We start from the raw sequence: 19,500 nt of genomic DNA, 5'->3' as shown, positions 1-19,500 counted from the left end.
CGCGTGGCGGGAAAAACGGACTGAAATCCCCGCGACCGGTCGGCGATCTGACCGCGCCGGCACGCGCCAGCGGATTGACGGGCCAGCGCCCCGGGGTGCAAACGCAAAGGCCGCGCGGCAAGCCTTCCCCCGGCTGCGAGGCACATCAGGCAGAAGCCTACGGATTTGACATCATGACCAGTTCCAACCGTTACCCACGCGATCTCCTCGGTTACGGGCGCACGCCGCCCAAAGCGAACTGGCCCGACAACGCCGCGATCGCCGTTCAATTCGTCGTCAATTACGAAGAGGGCGGCGAGAACGCGCTCCTTCACGGCGACGACGCCTCGGAGGCCTTTCTGTCCGATATCGTCGGGGCGCAGCCCTGGCCCGGCCAGCGCCACATGAACATGGAATCGCATTACGAATACGGCTCGCGCGCCGGCTTCTGGCGGCTGTGGCGGTTGTTCAGCCAGCGCCAGGTGCCCGTCACCGTCTTCGGCGTCGCGACCGCCCTCGCCCGCAATCCGGAGGCCGTCGCCGCCATGCAGGAGGCCGATTGGGAGATCGCCTCGCACGGCTACAAATGGATCGACTACAAGGATTTCTCCGCCGCCGACGAGCGCGCGCATATGGAAAAGGCGATCGCGCTGCATCAAGCGGCGACCGGCGAACGCCCGCTCGGCTGGTATACGGGCCGCTCCTCGGAGCATTCGGCAAACCTCGCGATGGAGGAAGGCGGCTTCGTCTATTCCTCCGATTCTTATGCCGACGACCTGCCCTATTGGGTGGAGGGAGAGAAGGGCCCGCATCTCATCGTTCCCTACACGCTCGAAGCCAACGACATGCGCTTCGTCGCCGTCCAGGGTTTCGGCTCGGGGACCGATTTCTTCACCTATCTCAAGGACGCCTTCGACACCTTGCGTGCGGAGGGGCTCGCGGGACAGCCGAAGATGCTGTCGATCGGGCTTCATTGCCGGCTTGCCGGACGGCCCGGCCGCTTCGCCGCGCTCATGCGCTTCCTCGGCTATATCCAGAGCCTTGAGGATGTGTGGATCGCGCGGCGCATCGACATCGCCCGCCACTGGCATGCCCACCACCCGCCGCATGGTTTCGTGCGGCCGAGCCAGATGGGCCGCGAGGCCTTCATGATGCGCTTCGGCAGCGTCTTCGAATGCTCGCCCTGGGTGGCCAAGCGCACCTATAAGAGCGAGCTCGGACCGGCGCATGACACGGCACGCGGCCTCTTCGGCGCGATGGCGGCCACCTTCCGCGCAGCAAGCGAAGAAAAACGCCTCTCGGTGCTCGAAGCCCATCCCGATCTCGCCGGCAAACTCGCCGAGGCGCATGCCCTCACCGATGCCTCGACCGCCGAACAGGCCTCCGCCGGGCTCGACCAGCTCGATGCGGGAGAACGCGAATATTTCCGCGACCTCAACCGGCGCTACCGGGAAAAATTCGGCTTCCCCTTCATCATGGCCGTCAAGGGGCGCAACAAGGACGAGATCCGCACCGCCTTCGAAAGCCGTCTCGCCCATGACCGGGAGACGGAGTTTGCGACCGCCTGCGGGGAAGTCGAAAAGATCGCTCTCCTGCGCCTTCAGGACATGCTGCCGGAGCGGCAGGCGTGAGCACGGGCGAGGGCCCGGTTGCAAACAAGCGCGAGGGCCCGGGCGCGACCGTCTCATCCACCTTTGTCCACAGCGCCATCAGGCGGCGCGTTTCGTGGAGCCTTTCAAGAATCCGGCCGTTACATCTCTGCCTGGCGGGCGCCCCCGCCATCGCCACGATCTCCCCAGTAATCTCCTCTGCAATCTCCTAAGGACCGATGACGATGTGGGCCAAGGCAGAAGACATGTTGCGGCTTACCGCGCACGAAGGAGCCGACCTCGTCTTCGTGTCGGAATTCGTTTTGCCGGTGCGCATCGGCGCCTATCAGCGCGAGAGGCACGGGCCCCAGAAGGTGCGCTTCGACATGACGGTCGCGACAAGCCCGCGTGCGGCACCTCCTGCCGGTGAACCGGTGAAGCTCGAAGACGTTCTCTCTTATGATGCCCTGACGGATGCGATCGAAACCATCGTCGCCGAAGGGCATTTCGACCTGGTAGAGACCCTGGCGGAGAAAATCGCCGCCCGGATCCTTGAAGAGCCGCTTGCCGAGATCGTCGCGCTTCGGGTGGAAAAGCTCGAACTGGAAAAGGCGCGCGCCGGCACCACGATCATCCGCCGCAAGGGGACGCCTGGCGCATAGGACGCTGAGGGCACCCGCGGCCAGCCGAGGGAGCCTTTTATGGCCGAAACCCGCCACTTCTCAGATCACGACGCCACCGCGGAAGCCAAAACCCGACTGCCGCAATGGCACGTCGAAGACGGCTATCTTTGCCGCAGCTACAAAACCAAGAACTTCGCCAAAAGCCTGCTGGCCGCCAACGCCATCGGCCATTTCGCCGAAGCCGCCGACCACCACCCGGATCTCACCGTCAAATACGGCAAACTCGACGTGGCCCTGCGCACCCACGACGTCGATTCCCTGACGGAGAAAGATTTCGCGCTCGCAGAGAAGATTGAGGGACTGATGGGGTAGTCTGCCTCGACGCCGACATCTTGGCGGACGCGTGTCGGCGGCCCATCGGCCGCTGGCACGAGGCCAAACCGTCATCTCTTTTCGGAAACCCGAAAAATGGTGCCGCAGGGGAGGATTGAACTCCACCCCAACATCTTCAACCACCTGATTTATCAGGCATTTTTGGAGCCGCCGTCTTTGCCTGTGTACCAAGGCTGTGGCCGAGGTCAAGCCAGGCCTTGAACTCATAAATTCGAACAGCGGTATCGGCTAAGGCACTGGCTTGAGATGGTCGCCGTGTCTTCCATATGCCTCGTTCAAATCAAGCAAATGATGGCCCAGCACAGTTCTAAGATGTCGATCCACAACGATGATCAATAGAGTGTTGAAACGTCCGGTGCTGATCAGAACTTGATCGAAGCGTTCGTGAGCATCTCTGTAGACGTAATGCACGTCATTAAGGCTGGGTAAGCCCAGTGCGTTAAGATCAAGGCTATCGACATAGGGCCAGATGTCTAGAACTGGCTCAGCATTCTCCGTCACGTTGCGCATGGGCTGCGCAAAGCAAGCCTCAAATTCTTCGGCGGACAGGAGGCGGCTGGTTTGCATCACTTAAGCATATCAACGTTGAAGGAGGTCCGTAAGCGCGAGCGGTGGCATTCAGCCTTTCATATTCCGCTCGCGTGTGATGCACACTCCACATGAGCCGATATGATCTGACCGACTTCGAATGGCGGGTGATCAAGCCGCTTCTGCCCAACAAACCCGAGGCGTGCCGCGTGTCGATGACCGGCGTGTGCTTAACGGCATCTTCTGGATTTTGCGGTCTGGTGCACTGTGGCGCGACCTACCGGAACGCTACGGCCCGCGCACTACCTATTACAAACGCTTCGTGCGATGGCGGAAGGTGGGCGTGTGGGACCGAATGATGGACGCTATCACCGCCGCCCATGACGGCGATATCAGATGATCGACAGCACGTCCGTTCGCGCCCACCAACAGGCCGCAAAGGCAAAAAGGGGGATCGAGATCATTGTCTCGGTCGTTCCCGAGGCGGGCTCACGACCAAAATCCACGCGGTCGTCGATGCGCAAGGCTTCCCGATCCGGCTTGGCCTGACCGCAGGACAAGCCCATGACGGACAGGCCGCAGATGCACTGCTCAACCATCTCGGTCCGCGCACGATCGTGTTGGCTGACAAGACCTATGACGCCGATCGCATCCGAGAGCTTATCCAGAACCAAGGCGCCACGCAGAACATCCCGTCCAAGAGCAACCGGCGCCGGAAGGCCTGCTTCAGCACGCGGCTCTACCGTGAGCGCAACCTCATCGAGAGCTTCTTCTCCAAGTCGAGGCACTACCGCCGCGTCGCCACCCGCTAGGCTCAGGACTCATTGATTAGAGCCAGAAGGTGACGGCGGCTGCGATGCAGATGGCGGAGAAGAAGGTGTGAGCGCATCGGTCGTAGCGAGTGGCAACGCGGCGCCAGTCTTTCAATCGGCCGAACATGTTCTCGATTTTGTGCCGCTGCTTATAGAGGGTGGTGTCGTCGCTCCATGGCTGCTCACCTCGCCAATAACTGCAACGCCGAAGTGCACCCTGGGGCCTCTCGCCTGCAAACTCGCATACACTGCGTTTCGTTCGTGTCCCCAGATGGGTCGGAATATTTTGGCCCAAAAATCTGAGGCGCCCAATCGACGGGGGGGGTGACGCGAAGCCCCCCTCCCCCCGAGGGTGTTCAGACGATGATGACGAGACCCAAAAACACGAAGGAAGAAAGCCCTAAGGCGCCCCTACCGACGCTTCCCGGGCACAGCTTTTGGCACACATATCGCCGAACTCCAGGAAAGCCGGCGGGTCACAGAGGATACTGGATCTCATGGGGCCGTTGATGCCACCGCGAGGCAGTATCAAAAACATCGACGCATCCACCTTCAACAAACGCCGCAGAGATCCGCGTCGTGGAGCTTGATGGCGCCCCGTGGTTCGTTGCGCGGTAGGTTTGCGACGGGCGTGGGATAGGCGTCTCGCCGGCCGGCCGCGTGGATACGACTAAGACTTTGTGGCTTGCCTACGGACGGACGTTAGCGTGTCTTCCGGTCCACCACCCATCAGATGGGGCGTAGTCTCCCGCACTACCCATCACCGGATGATCGCTAGTCTCGCCGGCCTGTTCAGGTGCAGGCAGCCTTTCTTGACGCTCATCTCGGAAAACGGTCCCTACAAGCTCATCATGCGCTCCGACAAACCAGAGGCTCGTGAGTTTCAGGATTGGATGACCCGCGTGGTGCTGCCAGCGATCCGGAAGGAGGCTGCTTACGTGCGCAGGGAGGAGCAAAGCCAGATGCTGCGGGCTCTCTCCTTGCCTCCTCGCCGCTTCGGCCGGTTTCCACGCCTCCAATACCCGCGCTGTCCCAGCAGGATCACCCTTGATGCGATAGATCGTCTGCCTCGATAGGCCGGTGGCCCTTGCAATCTCGGAGACACCCAGCTGCTTGCCGAGAAGGGCTTGTACGGTACGCATCTGGTCGGCCGTGAAGCTCGGCTTGCGGCCCCTGTAGGCACTGTCTTTCTTGGTAGCCCTTGCATGGGCAATACCTGCCCGCTGAGCCTCTTTTGAGGCTTCTGCCTGGGCTTGTGTGCCATCGCAGCCATAAAGGCCACCAGTGAGTCTCTAATCGCCTCCTGCATGGGGTCTGTTGTCGCACCGTCGAAGGTCATGTTGTTGATGATAGTTCGGATGACGACGCTGCGGTGCATGAAGTCCCGCGTCGTATCGGTTCATGTCCTGGTAGCTGCGGCCTAACGGGTCCACCCAGCGGACGACAAGGATGTCCATTGGACTACGCCCTAGGAGACACGCGGCGAAATATCACCCGCATGAGGCACACTGCGCACCTTCCAACCAATTGAACCTGTCTTCCAGATTGGGGATTCTGCTGCGCTGAACACATGAGCAAGGAGGCGGCAGAGAATGGACGGGGGTCTCACGGACACCGAACAAAAATTGCGGACGCAAGCCAATTCATTCGAGGAGATAATTTCTCACGCTGCGACTGCGCCAATAGACACGATCGAGATTGCAGGCATCAAAGGCGCCGTGAAGCAGTGGCTGGGCGACGGCTATCGAATTGGCGTAACGACAGCAGCTTGGCGTCTAGACGTAGAATACGGGTCAGAAGGATCCCCGCTCGCATCCGCGATAGAAGCTGGCTGGATACCGTTCTTAGCCGCGGATATCGAGGGCAACCTCTTCGAGTGCCGCCTTGTTAAATTCCAGGCCGGACGTTCTCTCTTTGGGTCTCGCAAATACCGATATCGGCTGTACCGCAGCACTGATGCAGGGCATTTCATCTTCCTCAGCGAGCATCGCTCCTCCATGAAAGCCCTGTGGGGCCTAAACAAGATGTTGGCCGGCATCTGATCGAAATAGAGATCACTCCAGCGCGGATGCGACAATCTGTCGAGACAGTCCCCACAAAGGGATAAAAATTGACGTGAATCCGTCCGAAGCGTTAATTCCCAACAGCACAATGTCACTCCGTGGTGACGAAGTCATCCCCATCTAGAGACTATGCAACTCGCGGGTGATAACCGGCCGATTATTCTTCTTTTCATTTGGTCTCTGCGGGCTTCTAGGTGACGTTATGAACTGAACCGAAGGGGTGACCTATGGCACAGAAGAAATCGACAGCGTCTTACTCGACAGTCAAAGGACGCGCTACTGTTCCCGCTCAGTCGAGGGCCGATGCCATCGACACCATGGCGGATGGGATCGGCGGCTTCTCCTGCGCGATCCGCGCGATCGCATACGGCTGGAACTATACGTCGAATATGGTGGCTGAGCCGCTGACTTGGGCGGAAAGCTCAGTGAGCAGCTCGACCGCACAGACAAAGCGATCGAAGAGGCGAAATCCCGAGCCACAGATCAATGATGATTTGCGTAGAACGCCCGGAACGGAAGAGGCCATCGGCGTCCTCACCGACGCAATTGAGACAGCAATCTCGGCGATTCAAGCTTTGACGGCGGGAAACCGGCTCAGCTCAGATGAGGTCATCAAGTGGGCCCTAATGGCCGACAGCAAGATGACAGAGTTTGCTCGCTTGGTGCCAGAAGAAGACTTCAAGGCCGCCATTAAGCGACTTTGGGGGCGGGATGCCGCGCCCGTACGCTTGCGGTGAGAGCCGCACGACGCCGCGGTCATTCGAACGGGCGTCCGTCAGCTCCCTGTGAGGATTACCCGCTCATTTAGGAAATTTCGCACCCGTTTCGGATGTGTCGAGCCTTGCGTCTCGGAACATCTGTTTACAGCGGTGTAGTCCTACAGCTCACCGTCAGCCCTAACAGCAGCCCTCGGAAGCCAGCCTTCCGGGGGCTTTTTCGTATCAACGACCTAGGAGAATCGATGCAACACAAGCCGGCTGCTCCTGACGCAGCCACGACCAGGAAGAACCCGAGGGTTCGCCTTCGTCAGCCCCAGCGGCTCACCGATGAGCATGGGGACGAGATCGTTCGCGTCCCTCTCGATGACCGCGGCAGTACTTTCGCCATAGCTGACGCCTCTGCATACGACCGCCTGCCGGCATTGGTGCACAGATCTTCGAAGAGATGCCGCCAGCCATGATTGGGCGGCACATCTCGGGTGAGAAGCTCCCTGCCAACCCATTTGCGCAGCGCCTCATCCGCGCGGTTGTCGAACAACCGCACGCCCTTTTTCTGCTCCTTGAGAAAGGCGAGGAAGCCTTCCTCGACGATTGCAGGATGAAGGGGCACACGCCGCTCGCTGGTCCTCGTCTTGATGCGGCGCACAGCGTTCGAGCGGATATGGTAGAACGAGTCGCCGTCCCTCTCGAAGAAATCGTCTCGCGTGAGCCCGGCCACCTCGTTGATCCGTGCTCCCGAGTAAGCCATGAGCCAAGGCAGCCAGCGGCGCTCCGGTTCAGTTTCGGCCCGGCATGCCTGCAAGATCGCTCTCGCCTCAACGAGCGTGAACGTTCGCGACCCCTGCGGAATGCTCCTCGCCGTGGGTGGACGAATACCGCTGACGGGATTGCCCTCCGGGAAGAACCCGAAGTCATGCTGTCGACCCCAGCCTAGGACCGCCTTGAGGCTCGCCAGCTTATCGCCCATGGTCTTGTTGCTGAGCTTCTTGCCCTTGTCGGCTTCCTCCCGCATGTGGTCGAGCCAGGCTGCAGCTTTCTGACGGGTGGTGTCAGAGGCCCTCTCGCTGCCGATAAACTTGGCGAATTCCCGTGTATGCCGGGTGAACTTATCGATCGTGTTCTTCGGCAGAGGCTCGCTGTCTTTGCCGCGGCTTCGAATTTCCGCCTCTTTCTTGATGATCTCGGCGAACATAACGCCCGAAGGCGGAACAGCCGCAGGTTTAGGCGCCTCGAATTCCGGATAGCGATTGGTCTCGCCGGTATCAGAGTAATCACCGGTCGCCTTCTGACGGTTCACCCGCGCCACATCATCCATTGACCTCGCGACATGCTCAAGCACACGCCACCGCGAGACCGAGTCGATTTCCAAGCCGCGAAGCGACAGCCATATGTCTGTGATCTTCCCGAATCGCTTCTCGATAGCGAGGTCGCGTTCATGCTCGGTAGGAATGGACAAAGGCGTCCGGCGACCCTCCTGAGCAAGAGCATTTGCACGAATGACGTTCTGCCAGATTGCTTCCGTCGCGGGCTCCTCGTCAAACGCAGCGATCCACTCGGCGCGAACCTCACCGGCCAATGCCAGAGCCTGCTTATGGCTGAGCTTCTGAGGACCGTTGCGGAGCGCCTCCCAGAAACCCTCCAGAGCCACCTCGGCCTCTCTGAACCGCTTCTTCGCCTCCGTCGCTTCCCGCGTGGACAGCGAAACCTTCACCTCCGCGCCAGCTCGGACCCGACGAGGTTCTCCAGCGACGGGAAGTGTGATCATTCGGCCACGCGCTTTTTCGCGCAGATCAGCCGGAACGCGCTTGCGCAGCTCGTAGATGCCGGTCGTAGGATTTCGTCTCGGGGAAGCCATTCGCAGAACCATGTGTACCGCTCCTGTGTACCAAGAGCAGCTCCCCAAGGCCTAGCAAAACCAGATAGTTGAGGATACCCAATGGGTTGGCAATGGTGCCGCAGGGGAGGATTGAACTCCCGACCTCACCCTTACCAAGGGTGCGCTCTACCACTGAGCTACTGCGGCTTTCCGTGATCGTGCCGTCCAAAAGGCGCCCGCAGGGCGTCCCGGACCGGCGCAACCGTTCCTCAGGCGCCCGGTCCATGCCACAAGCGCCCGCGCCATGCAACTGCGAAGGCGCGCAATCTCACGCCTGAGGCAAGCTCGACACAGGCCAGCGCCCCTCCCCCGCGCGATTTTGGCCGGCGCCGGCCTCCTCTGGCCCGGCCTGCGCCGCTGTCTGCAAGCCGTTTCGATGCTTTTTCTCCACAGGTTCGGCGACGCTTTTCGTCTCCCTTCCCATCTCCCGTTCCGTTCTCTCGGCGCGGCGCCTTTTTGCCGCTGCCCGCGGCGTCCTCCTGTTGCTGACATCATTGCGGACTGTGTTGCCCTCAGAACACGCAAGGGCGCGGCCTGCCGTTTCCCCTGCCCGAGCCTCGTTTTCGCCCGATTGCAACTGGACTTCCTTGCTTGCGGCAGCTCGGCTATGAAGGATCGATGCGGGGCGCAAAACCGGACAAGAACGAAGCGCGAGACGCGGCGCGCAAGGCGCGCGAGCAAAGGCTCGCCGAGGCGCTGAGGGCGAATCTGAAACGACGCAAGGAGAAGGCCCGCGCGGCAAGCGACGGGTCTGCGGCGGATCGATCTGCGGACGCGGTTTCCGACAAGACGTAAGCGGCGACACGGGACGAACCCGGGCGAGATGCCGCAAGAGGAGCATTGATGGATTGTATTCGCATTCGTGGCGGCAATCGCCTGAACGGGACGATCCCGATTTCAGGCGCCAAGAACGCCACCCTGCCCTTGATGATCGCGAGCCTCCTCTCCCGGGAGACGCTGACGCTCAAGAACGTGCCGAATCTTGCCGACGTGTCCCTGCTGAAGCGCATTCTCGGCAATCACGGCGTCGATCACACGGTGCGCGGCAAACGCTCCGCGCAAGAGGTCGTGGCCGGTGAGACGGTGGAGCTTTCCGCCCGCGAGATCGTCGACACGACGGCGCCTTATGAACTCGTGTCGCGCATGCGCGCCTCGTTCTGGGTGATCGGCCCGCTCCTGGCCCGCATGGGCGAAGCGCGCGTGTCGCTGCCCGGCGGCTGCGCCATCGGCACGCGCCCGGTCGATTTCTATCTGCATGGGCTTCAGGCGCTCGGCGCGGAGCTGTCCGTCGAAGGCGGCTATGTGGAGGCGCGCGCGCCGAAGGGCCTCGTCGGCGGGCGCGTGATCTTTCCGCGCGTCTCGGTCGGCGCAACGCATACGGTGATGATGGCGGCAGCCCTCGCCAAGGGCGAAACCGTCATCGAAAACGCCGCACGCGAGCCGGAAGTCGTCGATGTCGCCGAATGCCTCATGAAGATGGGCGCCCAGATCGAAGGCGCCGGCAGCCGCGAAATCCACATCGAGGGCGTGCCGTCGCTCTCCGCGGCGGAGCATTCCGTGCTTCCCGACCGTATCGAGACCGGCACCTACGCGATGGCGGTGGCGGCAACCGGCGGCGAGGTGACGTTGACCGGCGCACGGCCCGATCTCCTGCGCGCCGCCCTCGACACGCTCGTCGAGGCCGGCATCGACATCGCGGAGACCAACGAAGGCGTGCGCGTGGCGCGCAACGGCGGGCCGCTCAAGGCCGTCGAAGTCACCACCCAGCCCTTCCCGGGCTTCCCGACCGATCTGCAGGCGCAGCTGATGGCCTTGATGGCGCGGGCGGAAGGCACCTCCCACATCACCGAGACGATCTTCGAAAACCGCTTCATGCATGTGCAGGAATTGTCGCGGCTCGGCGCCGATATCCGCCTCGACGGCCAGACGGCAACCATCCGCGGCGTGGAAAAGCTCACCGGCGCCCAGGTCATGGCAACCGATCTTCGTGCCTCCGTGTCGCTCGTCATCGGCGGCCTTGCGGCGGAAGGCGAGACGACGGTCAACCGCGTCTATCATCTCGACCGCGGCTTTGAGCGTCTCGAAGAGAAGCTCTCCGCCTGCGGCGCCGAGATCGAGCGCGTGCGCGCCTGAGGCATCCTGAGCCGGTTCGCGCCTTGCCCTCATCGCGGTGAGGCCCTAGAGCCTAAGAGGGAGATTTGGGCCGGCATCCCTGTGACGGAACGGCAGGCGCGCGCCTGCGGCTATCAAGGATCGGCGCGGTCACAACTGAAGCGGCCAATAAGGTCAGATCGGGAAGGGGTTCATGGCTTCGAGCGGTCGTCTGCGTCTCATGGCAATGGACGAGGAAGATCTGCAGATCATCTCCGCGCATGTGCAGGATGCGGTGGTGAAGGTCGGCGACATCAAATGGCTGCCGCATGAAAAGCGCATCATCCTCCCGATGAACCGTTTCGCCTGGGAGGCGGCGCCAGAGCGGCGGGCCTTGTCGCGGCTTTTCGAGCGGCGGCGCGCCGTGCTGCATTTCGAACGCGTCGAGGAAGCGAAGAGCTTCGGCATCGACCGCAACGAAGGCGAGCGCGTTCTTTCGCTGCTTGCCGTGCAATTCGCTCCGACCGCGGCTCCGGCCGGCGAGGTGACCCTCGTCTTCGCGGGCGATGCGGCCATCAAGCTCAAGGTCGAATGCTGCGAAGCGCGGCTTGCAGATCTCGGCCCCGCCTGGTCGACGCCGCGCCAGCCGCGCCATATGACATCTTAAAGATTGCGGGCTCGCTCCATGGCGCTCAGACTTTCCACGACGGATGAAGATTTCGAGGCGCGCTTTGCCGCCTTTCTCGCCACCAAGCGCGAGATGGCCGCAGAGGTCGACGAGGCCGTGCGCGACATCATCGCCGATGTGCGTACACGAGGCGACGCGGCCCTCGCCGAGCTGACGGCGCGCTTCGACAAGGTCGATCTCAAGGCCCGCGGCATCGCTATCACCCGCGCGGAGATCGAGCGCGCGGTCGATGATTGCCCGAAAGACGTGCTCGAGGCGCTGACGCTCGCCCGCGACCGGCTCAAGGCCGGCCAGGAGCGGCTGATGCCGAAAGATACGCGCCACGAAGATGCGCTCGGCGTCACGCTCGGCACGCGCTGGACCGCCGTCGATTCCGCCGGCCTTTACGTGCCCGGCGGCACCGCCGCTTATCCGAGCTCGGTGATCATGAATGCGGTGCCGGCGAAGGTCGCCGGCGTCGAACGGCTCGCCATGACGGTGCCGACGCCCGACGGCGTCTTCAACCCGCTCGTTCTCGTCGCGGCCGAACTTGCCGGCGTCGATGAGATCTACCGCGTCGGCGGGGCGCAGGCGATCGCCGCGCTCGCCTACGGCACGGAGACGATCAAACCCGTCTCCATCATCGTCGGCCCCGGCAATGCCTATGTCGCCGCCGCCAAGAGGCGCGTCTTCGGCACGGTCGGCATCGACATGATCGCCGGGCCTTCGGAAATCCTCGTCATCGCCGATGCCGAAAACGATCCGGCCTGGCTCGCCGCCGACCTTTTGTCGCAGGCCGAGCACGACAAGGTGGCGCAGTCGATCCTCGTCACGGACGATCCGGCATTCGGCGAAGCCGTCGCCAGGGAAGTCGATCGTCAGGCGGCGCTCCTGCCGCGACGTGAAATCGCCGAGGCGAGCTGGCGCGATTTCGGCGCCGTCATCACGGTCAAACATTTCGACGAAGCGGCGGAGCTCGCCGACCGCATCGCGGCCGAACATCTGGAAATCGCCATCGACGATCCGGAGCGGCTCCTGCCGAAGATCCGCCATGCCGGCGCGATCTTCCTCGGGCGCTTCACGCCGGAAGTGATCGGCGATTATGTCGGCGGCTCCAACCACGTCCTGCCGACGGGGCGCTCGGCGCGCTTCTCCTCGGGCCTGTCGGTGCTCGATTTCATGAAGCGCAGCTCCATCCTCTCCTGCCCGCCTTCGGCGCTTTCCGATCTCGGCCCGGCCGCGATCGCACTGGCGCGTGCGGAGGGTCTGGAGGCGCATGCGCGCGCCCTCACCATCCGCATGAATCGGTGAGGCGGCCGAGTGATGGCGAATGCGGGGCAGAAGAACCGGCTCGTCGCTGTCCATCTGGATGAATCGATCGGGCGTGGCCCGCCCGATATCGAGCACGAGCGCGCCGTCGCCATCTTCGACCTGATCGACGAGAATTCGTTCGCCCCCGTCGGCAAGGAGGAGGGTCCCTACAAGCTCAATCTTGCGATCGCGGAACGGCGCCTCATCTTCGACATCCGCAAGGAAGACGACACGGAGGTGATGACGCACATCCTGTCGCTGTCGCCGTTCCGCAAGATCGTCAAAGATTATTTCGTCATCTGCGAAAGCTATTACGACGCCATCAAGAGCGGCTCGCCGCGGCGCATTGAGGCGATCGATATGGGCCGTCGCGGGGTGCATGACGAAGGCTCGCGGCTCCTTCAGGAGCGCCTGCAAGGCAAGATCGAGGTCGATTTCGACACGGCACGCCGCCTGTTCACGCTGGTCTGCGTGCTGCACTGGCGGGGCTGACCCCGGTGGCGGCGCAGGCGTCGACACAGCCGGCTTCGATCCTTTTTCTGTGCGGACGCAATGCGGTGCGCTCGCCGATCGCGGAGACCCTGGCACGCGAAGCCCTTGGACCCCATATCTATGTGGCGTCTGCCGGGGTCATGCCCGGGCGGCGCGATCCTTTCGTGGATGCCGTCCTCGCCGAAAAGGGGCTGGCGCTCAGCCAGTCGCGGCCGAAAAGCCTGGCGGAGCTGGAAGATCTCAATTTCGATCTCGCCATCACGCTGTCGCCGGAAGCGCATCACCAGGCCCTGGAGCTGACGCGCACGCTCGCGATCGACGTCCAATATTGGCCGACGCCCGATCCGACACAGGCGACAGGCAGCCGCGAACAGATCCTCACCGCCTACCGCGAACTGCGGGACAGGCTTGCCCGAAACATCGAGCAGAGGCTGGTTCAGCCCCGCAAGGGCTGACGAAAGCGGCCTCGACCCCTTAAGAACCGGTTCACACGCTGAAACGTTTGGGGTACGTATCCTCGCCAATCTAACCCAAGGTGATTGATGGCCAAAGAAGAGGTTTTGGAATTTCCCGGTGTCGTCACTGAGCTTTTGCCCAACGCCACCTTCCGAGTGAAGCTGGAAAACGACCACGAGATTATTGCCCACACCGCCGGGCGTATGCGCAAAAACCGCATTCGCGTGCTCGCCGGTGACAAGGTGCTTGTCGAGATGACGCCCTACGATTTGACGAAGGGGCGCATCACATACCGCTACAAATAGCCCGCTGCGGACGGCCTCAGGGCCTCCGCGCGCAGGATTTAAGCCGCCACGGCCAATGAACCGCCACAAGCAACCCCCCGCCCCCCTTGTGCTCGCATCCGGCTCGCCGCGACGCCTGGCGCTGTTGGACCAGATCGGCATTATCCCCGATCGCCTTCTGCCCGCCGGCATCGAAGAAACGCCGGAGCGCAAGGAATTGCCGCGCTCCATGGCGCGGCGGCTTGCCCGCACCAAGGCGGAGGTGGCAGCCCGGGCCGCCGGACGCGACCCGGCGCTTGAAGGTGCCTATGTGCTTGCCGCCGACACGGTCGTGGCGGTCGGTCGGCGCATTCTGCCGAAGCCGGAAGTGACGGACGAAGCCGCAGCCTGCCTCAGGCTCCTGTCGGGGCGGGCGCATCGCGTCTATACGGCGATCTGTCTTTTGACGCCGAAGGGCGCGACGCGACAGAAGCTCGTGGAAAGCCGCGTGCGCTTCAAACGTCTGTCGCGCAGCGAGATCGAAATCTATCTCGCTTCGGGCGAATGGCAGGGGAAAGCCGGCGGCTACGCCATTCAGGGCCGGGCCGGAGCTTTCGTCGTGAAACTCATCGGCTCTTATTCCAACGTTGTCGGGCTGCCGCTGTTTGAGACCATGAACCTTCTCGCCGGCGAGCATTTCGACGTCTACGAACGCTGGACGGAGCCTGCGGCATGAGCGCGCGCCCGATGCGGCCTCGCGGCCCCACCGTCGAACGCTGCCCGATCTGCGGCAAGCCGGCGAGCGCCGAGGAGGCGCCCTTCTGCTCGAGCCGCTGTCGCGAGGTCGATCTCAACCGCTGGCTCGGTGGCGCCTATCGCATTCCGGGCGAGGCCGTGCGGGAACCGGGCGGCAGCGACGACGAGGATTGAGGCCGAGGCCTCGCCTCAGCGCAGATATGAAGTCTCTCTGATCCACCGGCCGAGCACGCCGCTCAAGCGGCGGCAAAGCCCACATGCGCGTCCATCTTGCTGGCACGCGGCTCGACCGCGAACGAGCGGACCCTGCAGCCGTGCCGTTTCGCGAGGCGGTCGCTGGCGCGTTTGGCAAGCTCGCTCGCCCGCTCCAGCTTGTAGCCGAAACGCCCGTCTTCCATGCCGCAGGGCACGAGATCGCGAAAAATCAGCCCCTTCAGCTCCTCGGCGCGCAATTCGCTGAGCGCATAGTCGAGCGCGAGGATCAAATCCTCTTCCGGCCGCGATCCACCCACGAAGTCGGAGACCACCACCTCGCCGCGGTCAGTTTTTTCGAGGCGGACGAAGAAAAACGCGTCGCCGTCGGCCGTGACCTTCACGGAAAATGCGTCGGCCGTGACGCTGAAGACAGATCGCCCTGTATCTTCAACTTCTTTTCGTACAGCGAATAGATGCGCCGCCATCGCCCCGTCTTCCGCTCAAGGATTTGTTAATGTTATGCGGGGCTTCGGCGACAATTTCAACGTCACCCGCAGGGCAAGGGTCCTGCGACTTCCCGCGAGAGGCGATCGGGGCCACCCGCCGCAAATCTTAGAAGCGATCTGAAACAAAGGGCAGTTCGTTGAAAAGGCGCACGGTCTCGTTTCGCCCTTGCGCCCGCCTGTGCCCCGTCGACATCAACCGGCGGAAGATTGGTCGGTGCGACGAATTTTCCTGTGAGCCCGATTTTTCTGTGGGAAGCGCCGCGATTTTCGTTGCGCCCATGTCCGAACGGCCCAAAGGCGCCGCGTCCTGCGGCTCAGCTCAGAGCCCGCTCCGGCCGGCGATTGAAGGGATCAAGGCCCGGCTGGCCGTCGAGCGAGCGCAAAAGCGCGATGGTTTCGATGACCGTCTGGAGATCGACACCCGGCAGAGCGACGACGAGGCTTTGCGGTCTCCGCGCCTCGGCCTCTGGCCCTTTCCGCCCGGGCCCGGCCCGATCGGCGCCCTCAGCCTCCCCGGCTCCCAAGTCTTTCGGCTTTGCGAGATCGCCCATCGCTTCGCTGTCCCCCTCCTCTCCTTGGAGGCGGCGGCGTAAAATTAGCTTTAAGGGCGGCCCCCGCGGCGCGGCCAAAAGCGCGGCGATGGCCTGGCGACAACGATCCACGCCTTAACGTGTCAGACGGCTGGACAGCGGCGGCGACGTCTCCTATAAGGCCGATCGCTTCGGGCTGATCGCCCAAGCCGCCGGAGGCTCTTCGCTTCGCCGGCCATGCCCAGGTAGCTCAGTTGGTAGAGCAGCGGACTGAAAATCCGCGTGTCGGTGGTTCGAATCCGCCCCTGGGCACCATTCTCCCCATACCCCTCTACTGTTTTAGGCGATTCCTACACGGCTCAACGCGGCCTCGGCTGCCGCGATCGAATCCTGCCGAGCGCGGAAAACTCAGGATGGCTTCTCGCCGGAGGTCATGCACCGCCCCAGCGGGGCGAAGGAATTCTTGTGTGCGAGCGCCATATTTATTAATATTTTTCTAATTTATTATTCAAATGCACATTGAAACTTGCCGGAGGTCGCCTTGCAGAACGACACGGGAAGCATCCTGACGTACCAATATGAGCTTTTGACCATATTGGATGGGAAGGCATCCTGCCTCCTATCATTCAATGCCATCCTGCTTGCGGCACTCTCCATCTGGCTCGGCTATATCCCGCTCAATTTTCTTCACCTGTCTCTCGATTTCGTCTTCATTTTGCTGTTGCTGTCTTCCCTCTGCCTGCTCAGGGTCATCCACCTAAAATGGTCAGACGACGACCGCACGGCCCCTGAGCTCGACGAGGCCAGGCATATTCGCAGCAATTATTACTTGTTCGCCTGGCGTGTGACGGCGGCCGGCACTCTGATCGTCATCCTGGTCTCTTCCATCCACACAATCGGCACCGCACTAACAGCGATTGATCGTTGCGATGGCGCCTGCGCCCGTCTCTTTGATCAGAGTATCTTCGGCAACCTGGACTACGCCGACAGATGAGCTGACCACCTGGAGCGAATTTCAGGATTGGCGGGTATCGTGATGCCCCCGCCGGCACCACCTCGGTCACCCGAGCGCTTTTTCATATTCCTCGGGCTTGAAGCCGACGAGGAGTCCGTCGGACGCCTCCAGAACCGGGCGTTTGATCATCGAGGGCTGCTCCAGCATCAGCGCGATCGCCTTGTCGCGGTCGAGATCCGCCTTCTTCTCGTCCGGCAGCTTGCGAAACGTCGTGCCGGCGCGGTTCAGGAGCTTCTCCCAGCCGGCCGCATCCGCCCATCCCCGAAGCCGCGTCTCGTCGATGCCTGCCGTCTTGTAATCGTGGAAGGCGTAATCGACCTGATGCTCGTCGAGCCAGGCACGCGCCTTCTTCATCGTCGTGCAGTTCTTGATGCCGTAGATCGTGGTCAAAATCGTCTCTCCACTTGCCTGCGCCTTTGATAGCGCATCGCTCCTGTCACGGCAGCCTCCGTCCCTTTCAGAAGGGCCGCGCGCTCACACCGAGCGCCTTCGCCGGCCTCGCTCGGGCGCCGCGTTCAAACGATCCTCGGAGAAAAGATCACCCGCAAAGAGATCCTTGGCCGGAGGCGCCGGTTTCCTGGCGCGCACGGGCTTGGCCGCCTGAGCGCCGTCACTCTTCGCCTTCTTGGGCTTCTCTCGCGGCCGTGCCGCCGCCTGCACCTCGCTCTCCCAGCCGAAGACGCTGCGCCCGCCATAGGCCGCCGAATGGCGCATCTCTTCGCCGGTATATTCGGCAAGCGTCGGGCCGTCCGCCACGGTTTCCAGCCGCCTTGCCTCGCGGTCGAGGCGCTTGATCGCCTCGAGCTTGTCGTCCTGGCCGAGCTTTGCCCGATCGACGGCCCGCCGCATGACGCGAATCGTCTCGTCATAGACTTTTGTGGGCACCGGAAAGGGATGCCGGTCCTTGCCGCCATGGGCGAGCGAGAAGCGGGCGGGATCGGTGAAGCGGCAGGGCGCGCCATGGACCACCTCCGCCACCATGGCGAGCGAGCGCACCGTGCGCGCGCCGACGCCCGGCGTCAGAAGCAACTCGGAAAAATCCTCCGGCCCGCATTCGGCCGCCGCCGCCAGCGCACCATGCAGGCGCCGGCTCACCACGTCTTTCGGGCGCACATCGTGGTGCGCGGGCATCATGAGATGCGGCAGAAGCGGCGCCTCTTCCTCCGGTGCAGGCTCGGGCCTGCCGTCGAGGGCGGCAAATTCGCGGACGATGCCGGTGACGCCGACATTGCGCAGAAGATCGATCTGGCGCTCGCGCGAGGCGGCCGCGCGGTGGTCGGCGAGATTGACGATTCTGCCCTGATTGCGGCCTTCGATCGCCGCATGCGGGGCATCGACAAAACTTGTCAGATCTTCCGACAGCCAGTGATAGCGGCGGGCAAGCCGCGTCTCACCGTTCATCCCCTGCTGGATCACCACCCATCTGCCGTCGTCGGTGACGATAAAACCGTGCAGATAGAGGTCGAACCCGTCCTGGAGCGCGGCGCTGTCGACCTTGGCGACAAGGCGGCTCGCGCGCGACAGCGCCGCCCCGTCGAAGCCAACACGCCCGCCGATCGCCACGAGTTCGTCGGGCGTCTTGCGCGAATGCCGGCCGCGCCCGCCGCAGACATGCAGGCCAAGCTCGCCCGAGAGCGGCGCGAGCCCGCGCTTCAAGGCGCCGATGACGGAAGTGGTAATGCCGGAAGAATGCCAGTCCATCCCCATGACGGCGCCGAAGGACTGAAACCAGAAGGGATGGGAAAGACGGCGCAGAAATTCGTCGCGGCCGTAATGGTGGACGATCGCCTCCGTCATCACCGTGCCGAGCGCCGTCATCCTCTGCCCGAGCCAGGCCGGGACACGGCCATTGTGAAGCGGCAGATCGGCACTGCCGGCGCGTCGGACCATCAACGGCTCCGCCAGGAACGAAAGAGGAACTCATCTAGCATGCGAGGCGCGCTTTGCCTACCGCCTCGTCCACCGCTTCACCCAAAGAGCGCGCGCTCACGCAATCAGCGACACCGCCTTGGCGTCGAGCGCTTTGAGCGCATCGGCGGGGGCAAGCTCCACCATCACACCGCGCTGGCCGCCATTGATGATGACCTGTTCATGCGCCATCGCCGCCTCTTCGATCGCCGCCGGCACTTTGCGCTTCTGGCCGAAGGGGCTGATGCCGCCGACGTGAAACCCGGTCAGCCGCTCCGCCGCTTCCGGCTTCATCATCTCGGCATGCTTGCCGCCGAAGGCGGCCGCAACCTTCTTCATGCTGAGCTCGCGGTCGGAGGGAATGACGGTGCAGACGGGCCGGCCGTCGACCTCCACCATCAGCGTCTTCAGGACGCGCTCAGGCGCGGCACCGATCGCCTCGGCCGCCTGCAGGCCGATGCGGGCCGCATCGGGATGATACTCGTAAAGATGCACGGCGAAAGCGACGCCCGCCCGCTTCAGAGCCAGCGTCGCCTGGGTGGTCTTGGACATGCGCCTTCTCTACCTCCTTCGTGCGGCCCGGCCAGCGCCGCAAAGGCCCTACGAAGGGACGTGCCGGCAAGGCTTGCGGGAGGCGGCTGGCTGGTGGATAGGGCGTGGTCCGCGGCATCGTCAATCGTCCCGCGGGCACACAGGTGACGCGTTCAGGTTCGTGCGGCGGGTGATCC

The 19,500-nt window shown here is 63.0% G+C and carries 24 protein-coding genes, 2 tRNA genes and 2 pseudogenes; 18 read left to right on the top strand and 10 right to left on the bottom strand.

The features are described 5' to 3' along the window. Positions 1–173 precede the first annotated feature (173 nt). The 3 genes from puuE to BLP76_RS00845 all read left to right on the top strand — a co-directional run bounded on the left by puuE (position 174) and on the right by BLP76_RS00845 (position 2,563). Positions 174–1,610, top strand: coding sequence for an allantoinase PuuE (gene puuE, locus BLP76_RS00855; protein WP_092809007.1), 1,437 nt, complete (start codon positions 174–176; stop codon positions 1,608–1,610). A gap of 203 nt (positions 1,611–1,813) precedes the next feature. After that, on the top strand, positions 1,814–2,230 hold the full coding sequence (locus BLP76_RS00850; RefSeq protein WP_170130370.1) for a dihydroneopterin aldolase: 417 nt from the start codon (positions 1,814–1,816) through the stop codon (positions 2,228–2,230). Between the two features lie 39 nt (positions 2,231–2,269). Then, the gene (locus tag BLP76_RS00845) at positions 2,270–2,563 is read left to right on the top strand and encodes a 4a-hydroxytetrahydrobiopterin dehydratase (protein WP_092809005.1); all 294 of its coding nucleotides are present in this window, start codon (positions 2,270–2,272) and stop codon (positions 2,561–2,563) included. A 249-nt stretch (positions 2,564–2,812) separates the two neighbouring features. Here BLP76_RS00845 and BLP76_RS00840 read toward each other — a convergent pair whose 3' ends face one another. After that, a complete protein-coding gene (locus BLP76_RS00840; protein WP_170130371.1) occupies positions 2,813–3,154 on the bottom strand; it encodes a hypothetical protein in 342 nt (113 codons plus the stop codon). 118 nt (positions 3,155–3,272) lie between these two features. On the opposite strand from BLP76_RS00840, the gene BLP76_RS19140 reads away from it, so the two are divergent. Together BLP76_RS19140 and BLP76_RS19135 are read left to right on the top strand one after the other, a co-directional pair. Continuing rightward, a complete protein-coding gene (locus BLP76_RS19140) occupies positions 3,273–3,512 on the top strand; it encodes a transposase (protein ID WP_274605671.1) in 240 nt (79 codons plus the stop codon). Beyond that, positions 3,493–3,924 carry an IS5 family transposase gene (locus tag BLP76_RS19135; protein WP_274605672.1) on the top strand — a complete coding sequence of 144 codons (432 nt, stop codon included), beginning with the start codon at positions 3,493–3,495 and terminating at the stop codon, positions 3,922–3,924. Before BLP76_RS19140 ends, BLP76_RS19135 begins: the two co-directional genes overlap by 20 nt. A 16-nt stretch (positions 3,925–3,940) precedes the next feature. Here the strand turns inward: BLP76_RS19135 and BLP76_RS19215 are convergent. Next, positions 3,941–4,084 (bottom strand): annotated as a pseudogene (locus BLP76_RS19215) (transposase); the annotation flags it as partial. A gap of 607 nt (positions 4,085–4,691) precedes the next feature. Between BLP76_RS19215 and BLP76_RS00825 the strand changes: the two are divergent. Beyond that, positions 4,692–5,000: a BRO-N domain-containing protein gene (locus BLP76_RS00825; RefSeq protein WP_092809997.1), complete on the top strand. Its 309-nt coding sequence runs from the start codon at positions 4,692–4,694 to the stop codon at positions 4,998–5,000. Here the strand turns inward: BLP76_RS00825 and BLP76_RS00820 are convergent. After that, positions 4,926–5,378: pseudogene (locus BLP76_RS00820) on the bottom strand (helix-turn-helix domain-containing protein); the annotation flags it as partial. The gene BLP76_RS00825 and the pseudogene BLP76_RS00820 sit on opposite strands and share 75 nt — an antisense overlap. A 138-nt stretch (positions 5,379–5,516) precedes the next feature. Between BLP76_RS00820 and BLP76_RS00815 the strand changes: the two are divergent. Next, positions 5,517–5,966 (top strand): hypothetical protein, encoded by a 450-nt coding sequence (locus BLP76_RS00815; RefSeq protein ID WP_092809002.1) that lies wholly within the window; start codon positions 5,517–5,519, stop codon positions 5,964–5,966. A gap of 248 nt (positions 5,967–6,214) precedes the next feature. Further along, positions 6,215–6,724 carry a hypothetical protein gene (locus BLP76_RS00810; RefSeq protein WP_092809001.1) on the top strand — a complete coding sequence of 170 codons (510 nt, stop codon included), beginning with the start codon at positions 6,215–6,217 and terminating at the stop codon, positions 6,722–6,724. Between the two features lie 289 nt (positions 6,725–7,013). Here the strand turns inward: BLP76_RS00810 and BLP76_RS00805 are convergent, their stop codons facing one another. Then, a complete protein-coding gene (locus tag BLP76_RS00805; RefSeq protein ID WP_342028053.1) occupies positions 7,014–8,561 on the bottom strand; it encodes a DUF6538 domain-containing protein in 1,548 nt (515 codons plus the stop codon). Positions 8,562–8,654: 93 nt separating this feature from the next. Then, a tRNA-Thr gene (locus BLP76_RS00800) sits at positions 8,655–8,729 on the bottom strand. A gap of 696 nt (positions 8,730–9,425) precedes the next feature. Here BLP76_RS00800 and murA point away from each other — a divergent pair. The 8 genes from murA to yacG all read left to right on the top strand — a co-directional run bounded on the left by murA (position 9,426) and on the right by yacG (position 14,792). Beyond that, positions 9,426–10,715, top strand: coding sequence for a UDP-N-acetylglucosamine 1-carboxyvinyltransferase (gene murA, locus BLP76_RS00790; RefSeq protein ID WP_092808998.1), 1,290 nt, complete (start codon positions 9,426–9,428; stop codon positions 10,713–10,715). 172 nt (positions 10,716–10,887) lie between these two features. Continuing rightward, positions 10,888–11,340, top strand: coding sequence for a DUF2948 family protein (locus BLP76_RS00785; RefSeq protein WP_092808997.1), 453 nt, complete (start codon positions 10,888–10,890; stop codon positions 11,338–11,340). Between the two features lie 18 nt (positions 11,341–11,358). Continuing rightward, positions 11,359–12,651: a histidinol dehydrogenase gene (gene hisD, locus BLP76_RS00780; protein ID WP_092808996.1), complete on the top strand. Its 1,293-nt coding sequence runs from the start codon at positions 11,359–11,361 to the stop codon at positions 12,649–12,651. Between the two features lie 12 nt (positions 12,652–12,663). Further along, a complete protein-coding gene (locus BLP76_RS00775) occupies positions 12,664–13,143 on the top strand; it encodes a UPF0262 family protein (protein WP_092808995.1) in 480 nt (159 codons plus the stop codon). Further along, a complete protein-coding gene (locus tag BLP76_RS00770) occupies positions 13,140–13,598 on the top strand; it encodes an arsenate-mycothiol transferase ArsC (protein ID WP_244665256.1) in 459 nt (152 codons plus the stop codon). Before BLP76_RS00775 ends, BLP76_RS00770 begins: the two co-directional genes overlap by 4 nt. 87 nt (positions 13,599–13,685) lie before the next feature. Further along, positions 13,686–13,904: a translation initiation factor IF-1 gene (gene infA, locus BLP76_RS00765; protein ID WP_028482718.1), complete on the top strand. Its 219-nt coding sequence runs from the start codon at positions 13,686–13,688 to the stop codon at positions 13,902–13,904. A 55-nt stretch (positions 13,905–13,959) separates the two neighbouring features. After that, positions 13,960–14,598 (top strand): Maf-like protein, encoded by a 639-nt coding sequence (locus tag BLP76_RS00760; protein WP_092808993.1) that lies wholly within the window; start codon positions 13,960–13,962, stop codon positions 14,596–14,598. Continuing rightward, positions 14,595–14,792, top strand: coding sequence for a DNA gyrase inhibitor YacG (gene yacG / locus BLP76_RS00755; RefSeq protein ID WP_092808992.1), 198 nt, complete (start codon positions 14,595–14,597; stop codon positions 14,790–14,792). Before BLP76_RS00760 ends, yacG begins: the two co-directional genes overlap by 4 nt. Positions 14,793–14,854: 62 nt before the next feature. Here yacG and BLP76_RS00750 read toward each other — a convergent pair whose 3' ends face one another. Then, entirely contained in the window at positions 14,855–15,214 is a 360-nt protein-coding gene (locus tag BLP76_RS00750; protein ID WP_139163648.1) for a hypothetical protein, read from the bottom strand. A gap of 419 nt (positions 15,215–15,633) precedes the next feature. Beyond that, entirely contained in the window at positions 15,634–15,870 is a 237-nt protein-coding gene (locus tag BLP76_RS18515; protein WP_139163647.1) for a hypothetical protein, read from the bottom strand. Positions 15,871–16,088: 218 nt separating this feature from the next. On the opposite strand from BLP76_RS18515, the gene BLP76_RS00740 reads away from it, so the two are divergent. Continuing rightward, a tRNA-Phe gene (locus tag BLP76_RS00740) sits at positions 16,089–16,164 on the top strand. Positions 16,165–16,390: 226 nt separating this feature from the next. Further along, the gene (locus tag BLP76_RS00735; protein WP_139163646.1) at positions 16,391–16,843 is read left to right on the top strand and encodes a hypothetical protein; all 453 of its coding nucleotides are present in this window, start codon (positions 16,391–16,393) and stop codon (positions 16,841–16,843) included. Between the two features lie 66 nt (positions 16,844–16,909). Here BLP76_RS00735 and BLP76_RS00730 read toward each other — a convergent pair whose 3' ends face one another. The 3 genes from BLP76_RS00730 to ybaK all read right to left on the bottom strand — a co-directional run bounded on the left by BLP76_RS00730 (position 16,910) and on the right by ybaK (position 19,324). Continuing rightward, positions 16,910–17,257 carry an ArsC family reductase gene (locus BLP76_RS00730; RefSeq protein ID WP_092808988.1) on the bottom strand — a complete coding sequence of 116 codons (348 nt, stop codon included), beginning with the start codon at positions 17,255–17,257 and terminating at the stop codon, positions 16,910–16,912. A gap of 81 nt (positions 17,258–17,338) precedes the next feature. Further along, positions 17,339–18,754: a DUF763 domain-containing protein gene (locus tag BLP76_RS00725; RefSeq protein WP_092808987.1), complete on the bottom strand. Its 1,416-nt coding sequence runs from the start codon at positions 18,752–18,754 to the stop codon at positions 17,339–17,341. A 96-nt stretch (positions 18,755–18,850) separates the two neighbouring features. Beyond that, positions 18,851–19,324 carry a Cys-tRNA(Pro) deacylase gene (ybaK, locus tag BLP76_RS00720; protein WP_092808986.1) on the bottom strand — a complete coding sequence of 158 codons (474 nt, stop codon included), beginning with the start codon at positions 19,322–19,324 and terminating at the stop codon, positions 18,851–18,853. Between the last annotated feature and the right edge of the window lie 176 nt (positions 19,325–19,500).

It is taken from the genome of Afifella marina DSM 2698 (genome assembly GCF_900102695.1).
In the GTDB taxonomy this organism is placed as follows: Bacteria; Pseudomonadota; Alphaproteobacteria; order Rhizobiales; family Afifellaceae; genus Afifella; species Afifella marina.
Note: the sequence above shows the minus strand (reverse complement) of the source record. Positions and strands in the feature narration are given on the sequence as shown.

Bases quoted from the DNA above. Each gene is read 5' to 3' on its own strand.
- puuE (WP_092809007.1), top strand. From the start codon at position 174: ATGACCAGTTCCAACCGTTACCCACGCGATCTCCTCGGTTACGGGCGC.
- BLP76_RS00850 (WP_170130370.1), top strand. From the start codon at position 1,814: ATGTGGGCCAAGGCAGAAGACATGTTGCGGCTTACCGCGCACGAAGGA.
- BLP76_RS00845 (WP_092809005.1), top strand. From the start codon at position 2,270: ATGGCCGAAACCCGCCACTTCTCAGATCACGACGCCACCGCGGAAGCC.
- BLP76_RS19140 (WP_274605671.1), top strand. From the start codon at position 3,273: ATGGCGGGTGATCAAGCCGCTTCTGCCCAACAAACCCGAGGCGTGCCG.
- BLP76_RS19135 (WP_274605672.1), top strand. From the start codon at position 3,493: ATGACGGCGATATCAGATGATCGACAGCACGTCCGTTCGCGCCCACCA.
- BLP76_RS00825 (WP_092809997.1), top strand. From the start codon at position 4,692: ATGATCGCTAGTCTCGCCGGCCTGTTCAGGTGCAGGCAGCCTTTCTTG.
- BLP76_RS00815 (WP_092809002.1), top strand. From the start codon at position 5,517: ATGGACGGGGGTCTCACGGACACCGAACAAAAATTGCGGACGCAAGCC.
- BLP76_RS00810 (WP_092809001.1), top strand. From the start codon at position 6,215: ATGGCACAGAAGAAATCGACAGCGTCTTACTCGACAGTCAAAGGACGC.
- BLP76_RS00805 (WP_342028053.1), bottom strand. From the start codon at position 8,561: ATGGCTTCCCCGAGACGAAATCCTACGACCGGCATCTACGAGCTGCGC.
- murA (WP_092808998.1), top strand. From the start codon at position 9,426: ATGGATTGTATTCGCATTCGTGGCGGCAATCGCCTGAACGGGACGATC.
- BLP76_RS00785 (WP_092808997.1), top strand. From the start codon at position 10,888: ATGGCTTCGAGCGGTCGTCTGCGTCTCATGGCAATGGACGAGGAAGAT.
- hisD (WP_092808996.1), top strand. From the start codon at position 11,359: ATGGCGCTCAGACTTTCCACGACGGATGAAGATTTCGAGGCGCGCTTT.
- BLP76_RS00775 (WP_092808995.1), top strand. From the start codon at position 12,664: ATGGCGAATGCGGGGCAGAAGAACCGGCTCGTCGCTGTCCATCTGGAT.
- infA (WP_028482718.1), top strand. From the start codon at position 13,686: ATGGCCAAAGAAGAGGTTTTGGAATTTCCCGGTGTCGTCACTGAGCTT.
- BLP76_RS00760 (WP_092808993.1), top strand. From the start codon at position 13,960: ATGAACCGCCACAAGCAACCCCCCGCCCCCCTTGTGCTCGCATCCGGC.
- yacG (WP_092808992.1), top strand. From the start codon at position 14,595: ATGAGCGCGCGCCCGATGCGGCCTCGCGGCCCCACCGTCGAACGCTGC.
- BLP76_RS18515 (WP_139163647.1), bottom strand. From the start codon at position 15,870: ATGGGCGATCTCGCAAAGCCGAAAGACTTGGGAGCCGGGGAGGCTGAG.
- BLP76_RS00725 (WP_092808987.1), bottom strand. From the start codon at position 18,754: ATGGTCCGACGCGCCGGCAGTGCCGATCTGCCGCTTCACAATGGCCGT.
- ybaK (WP_092808986.1), bottom strand. From the start codon at position 19,324: ATGTCCAAGACCACCCAGGCGACGCTGGCTCTGAAGCGGGCGGGCGTC.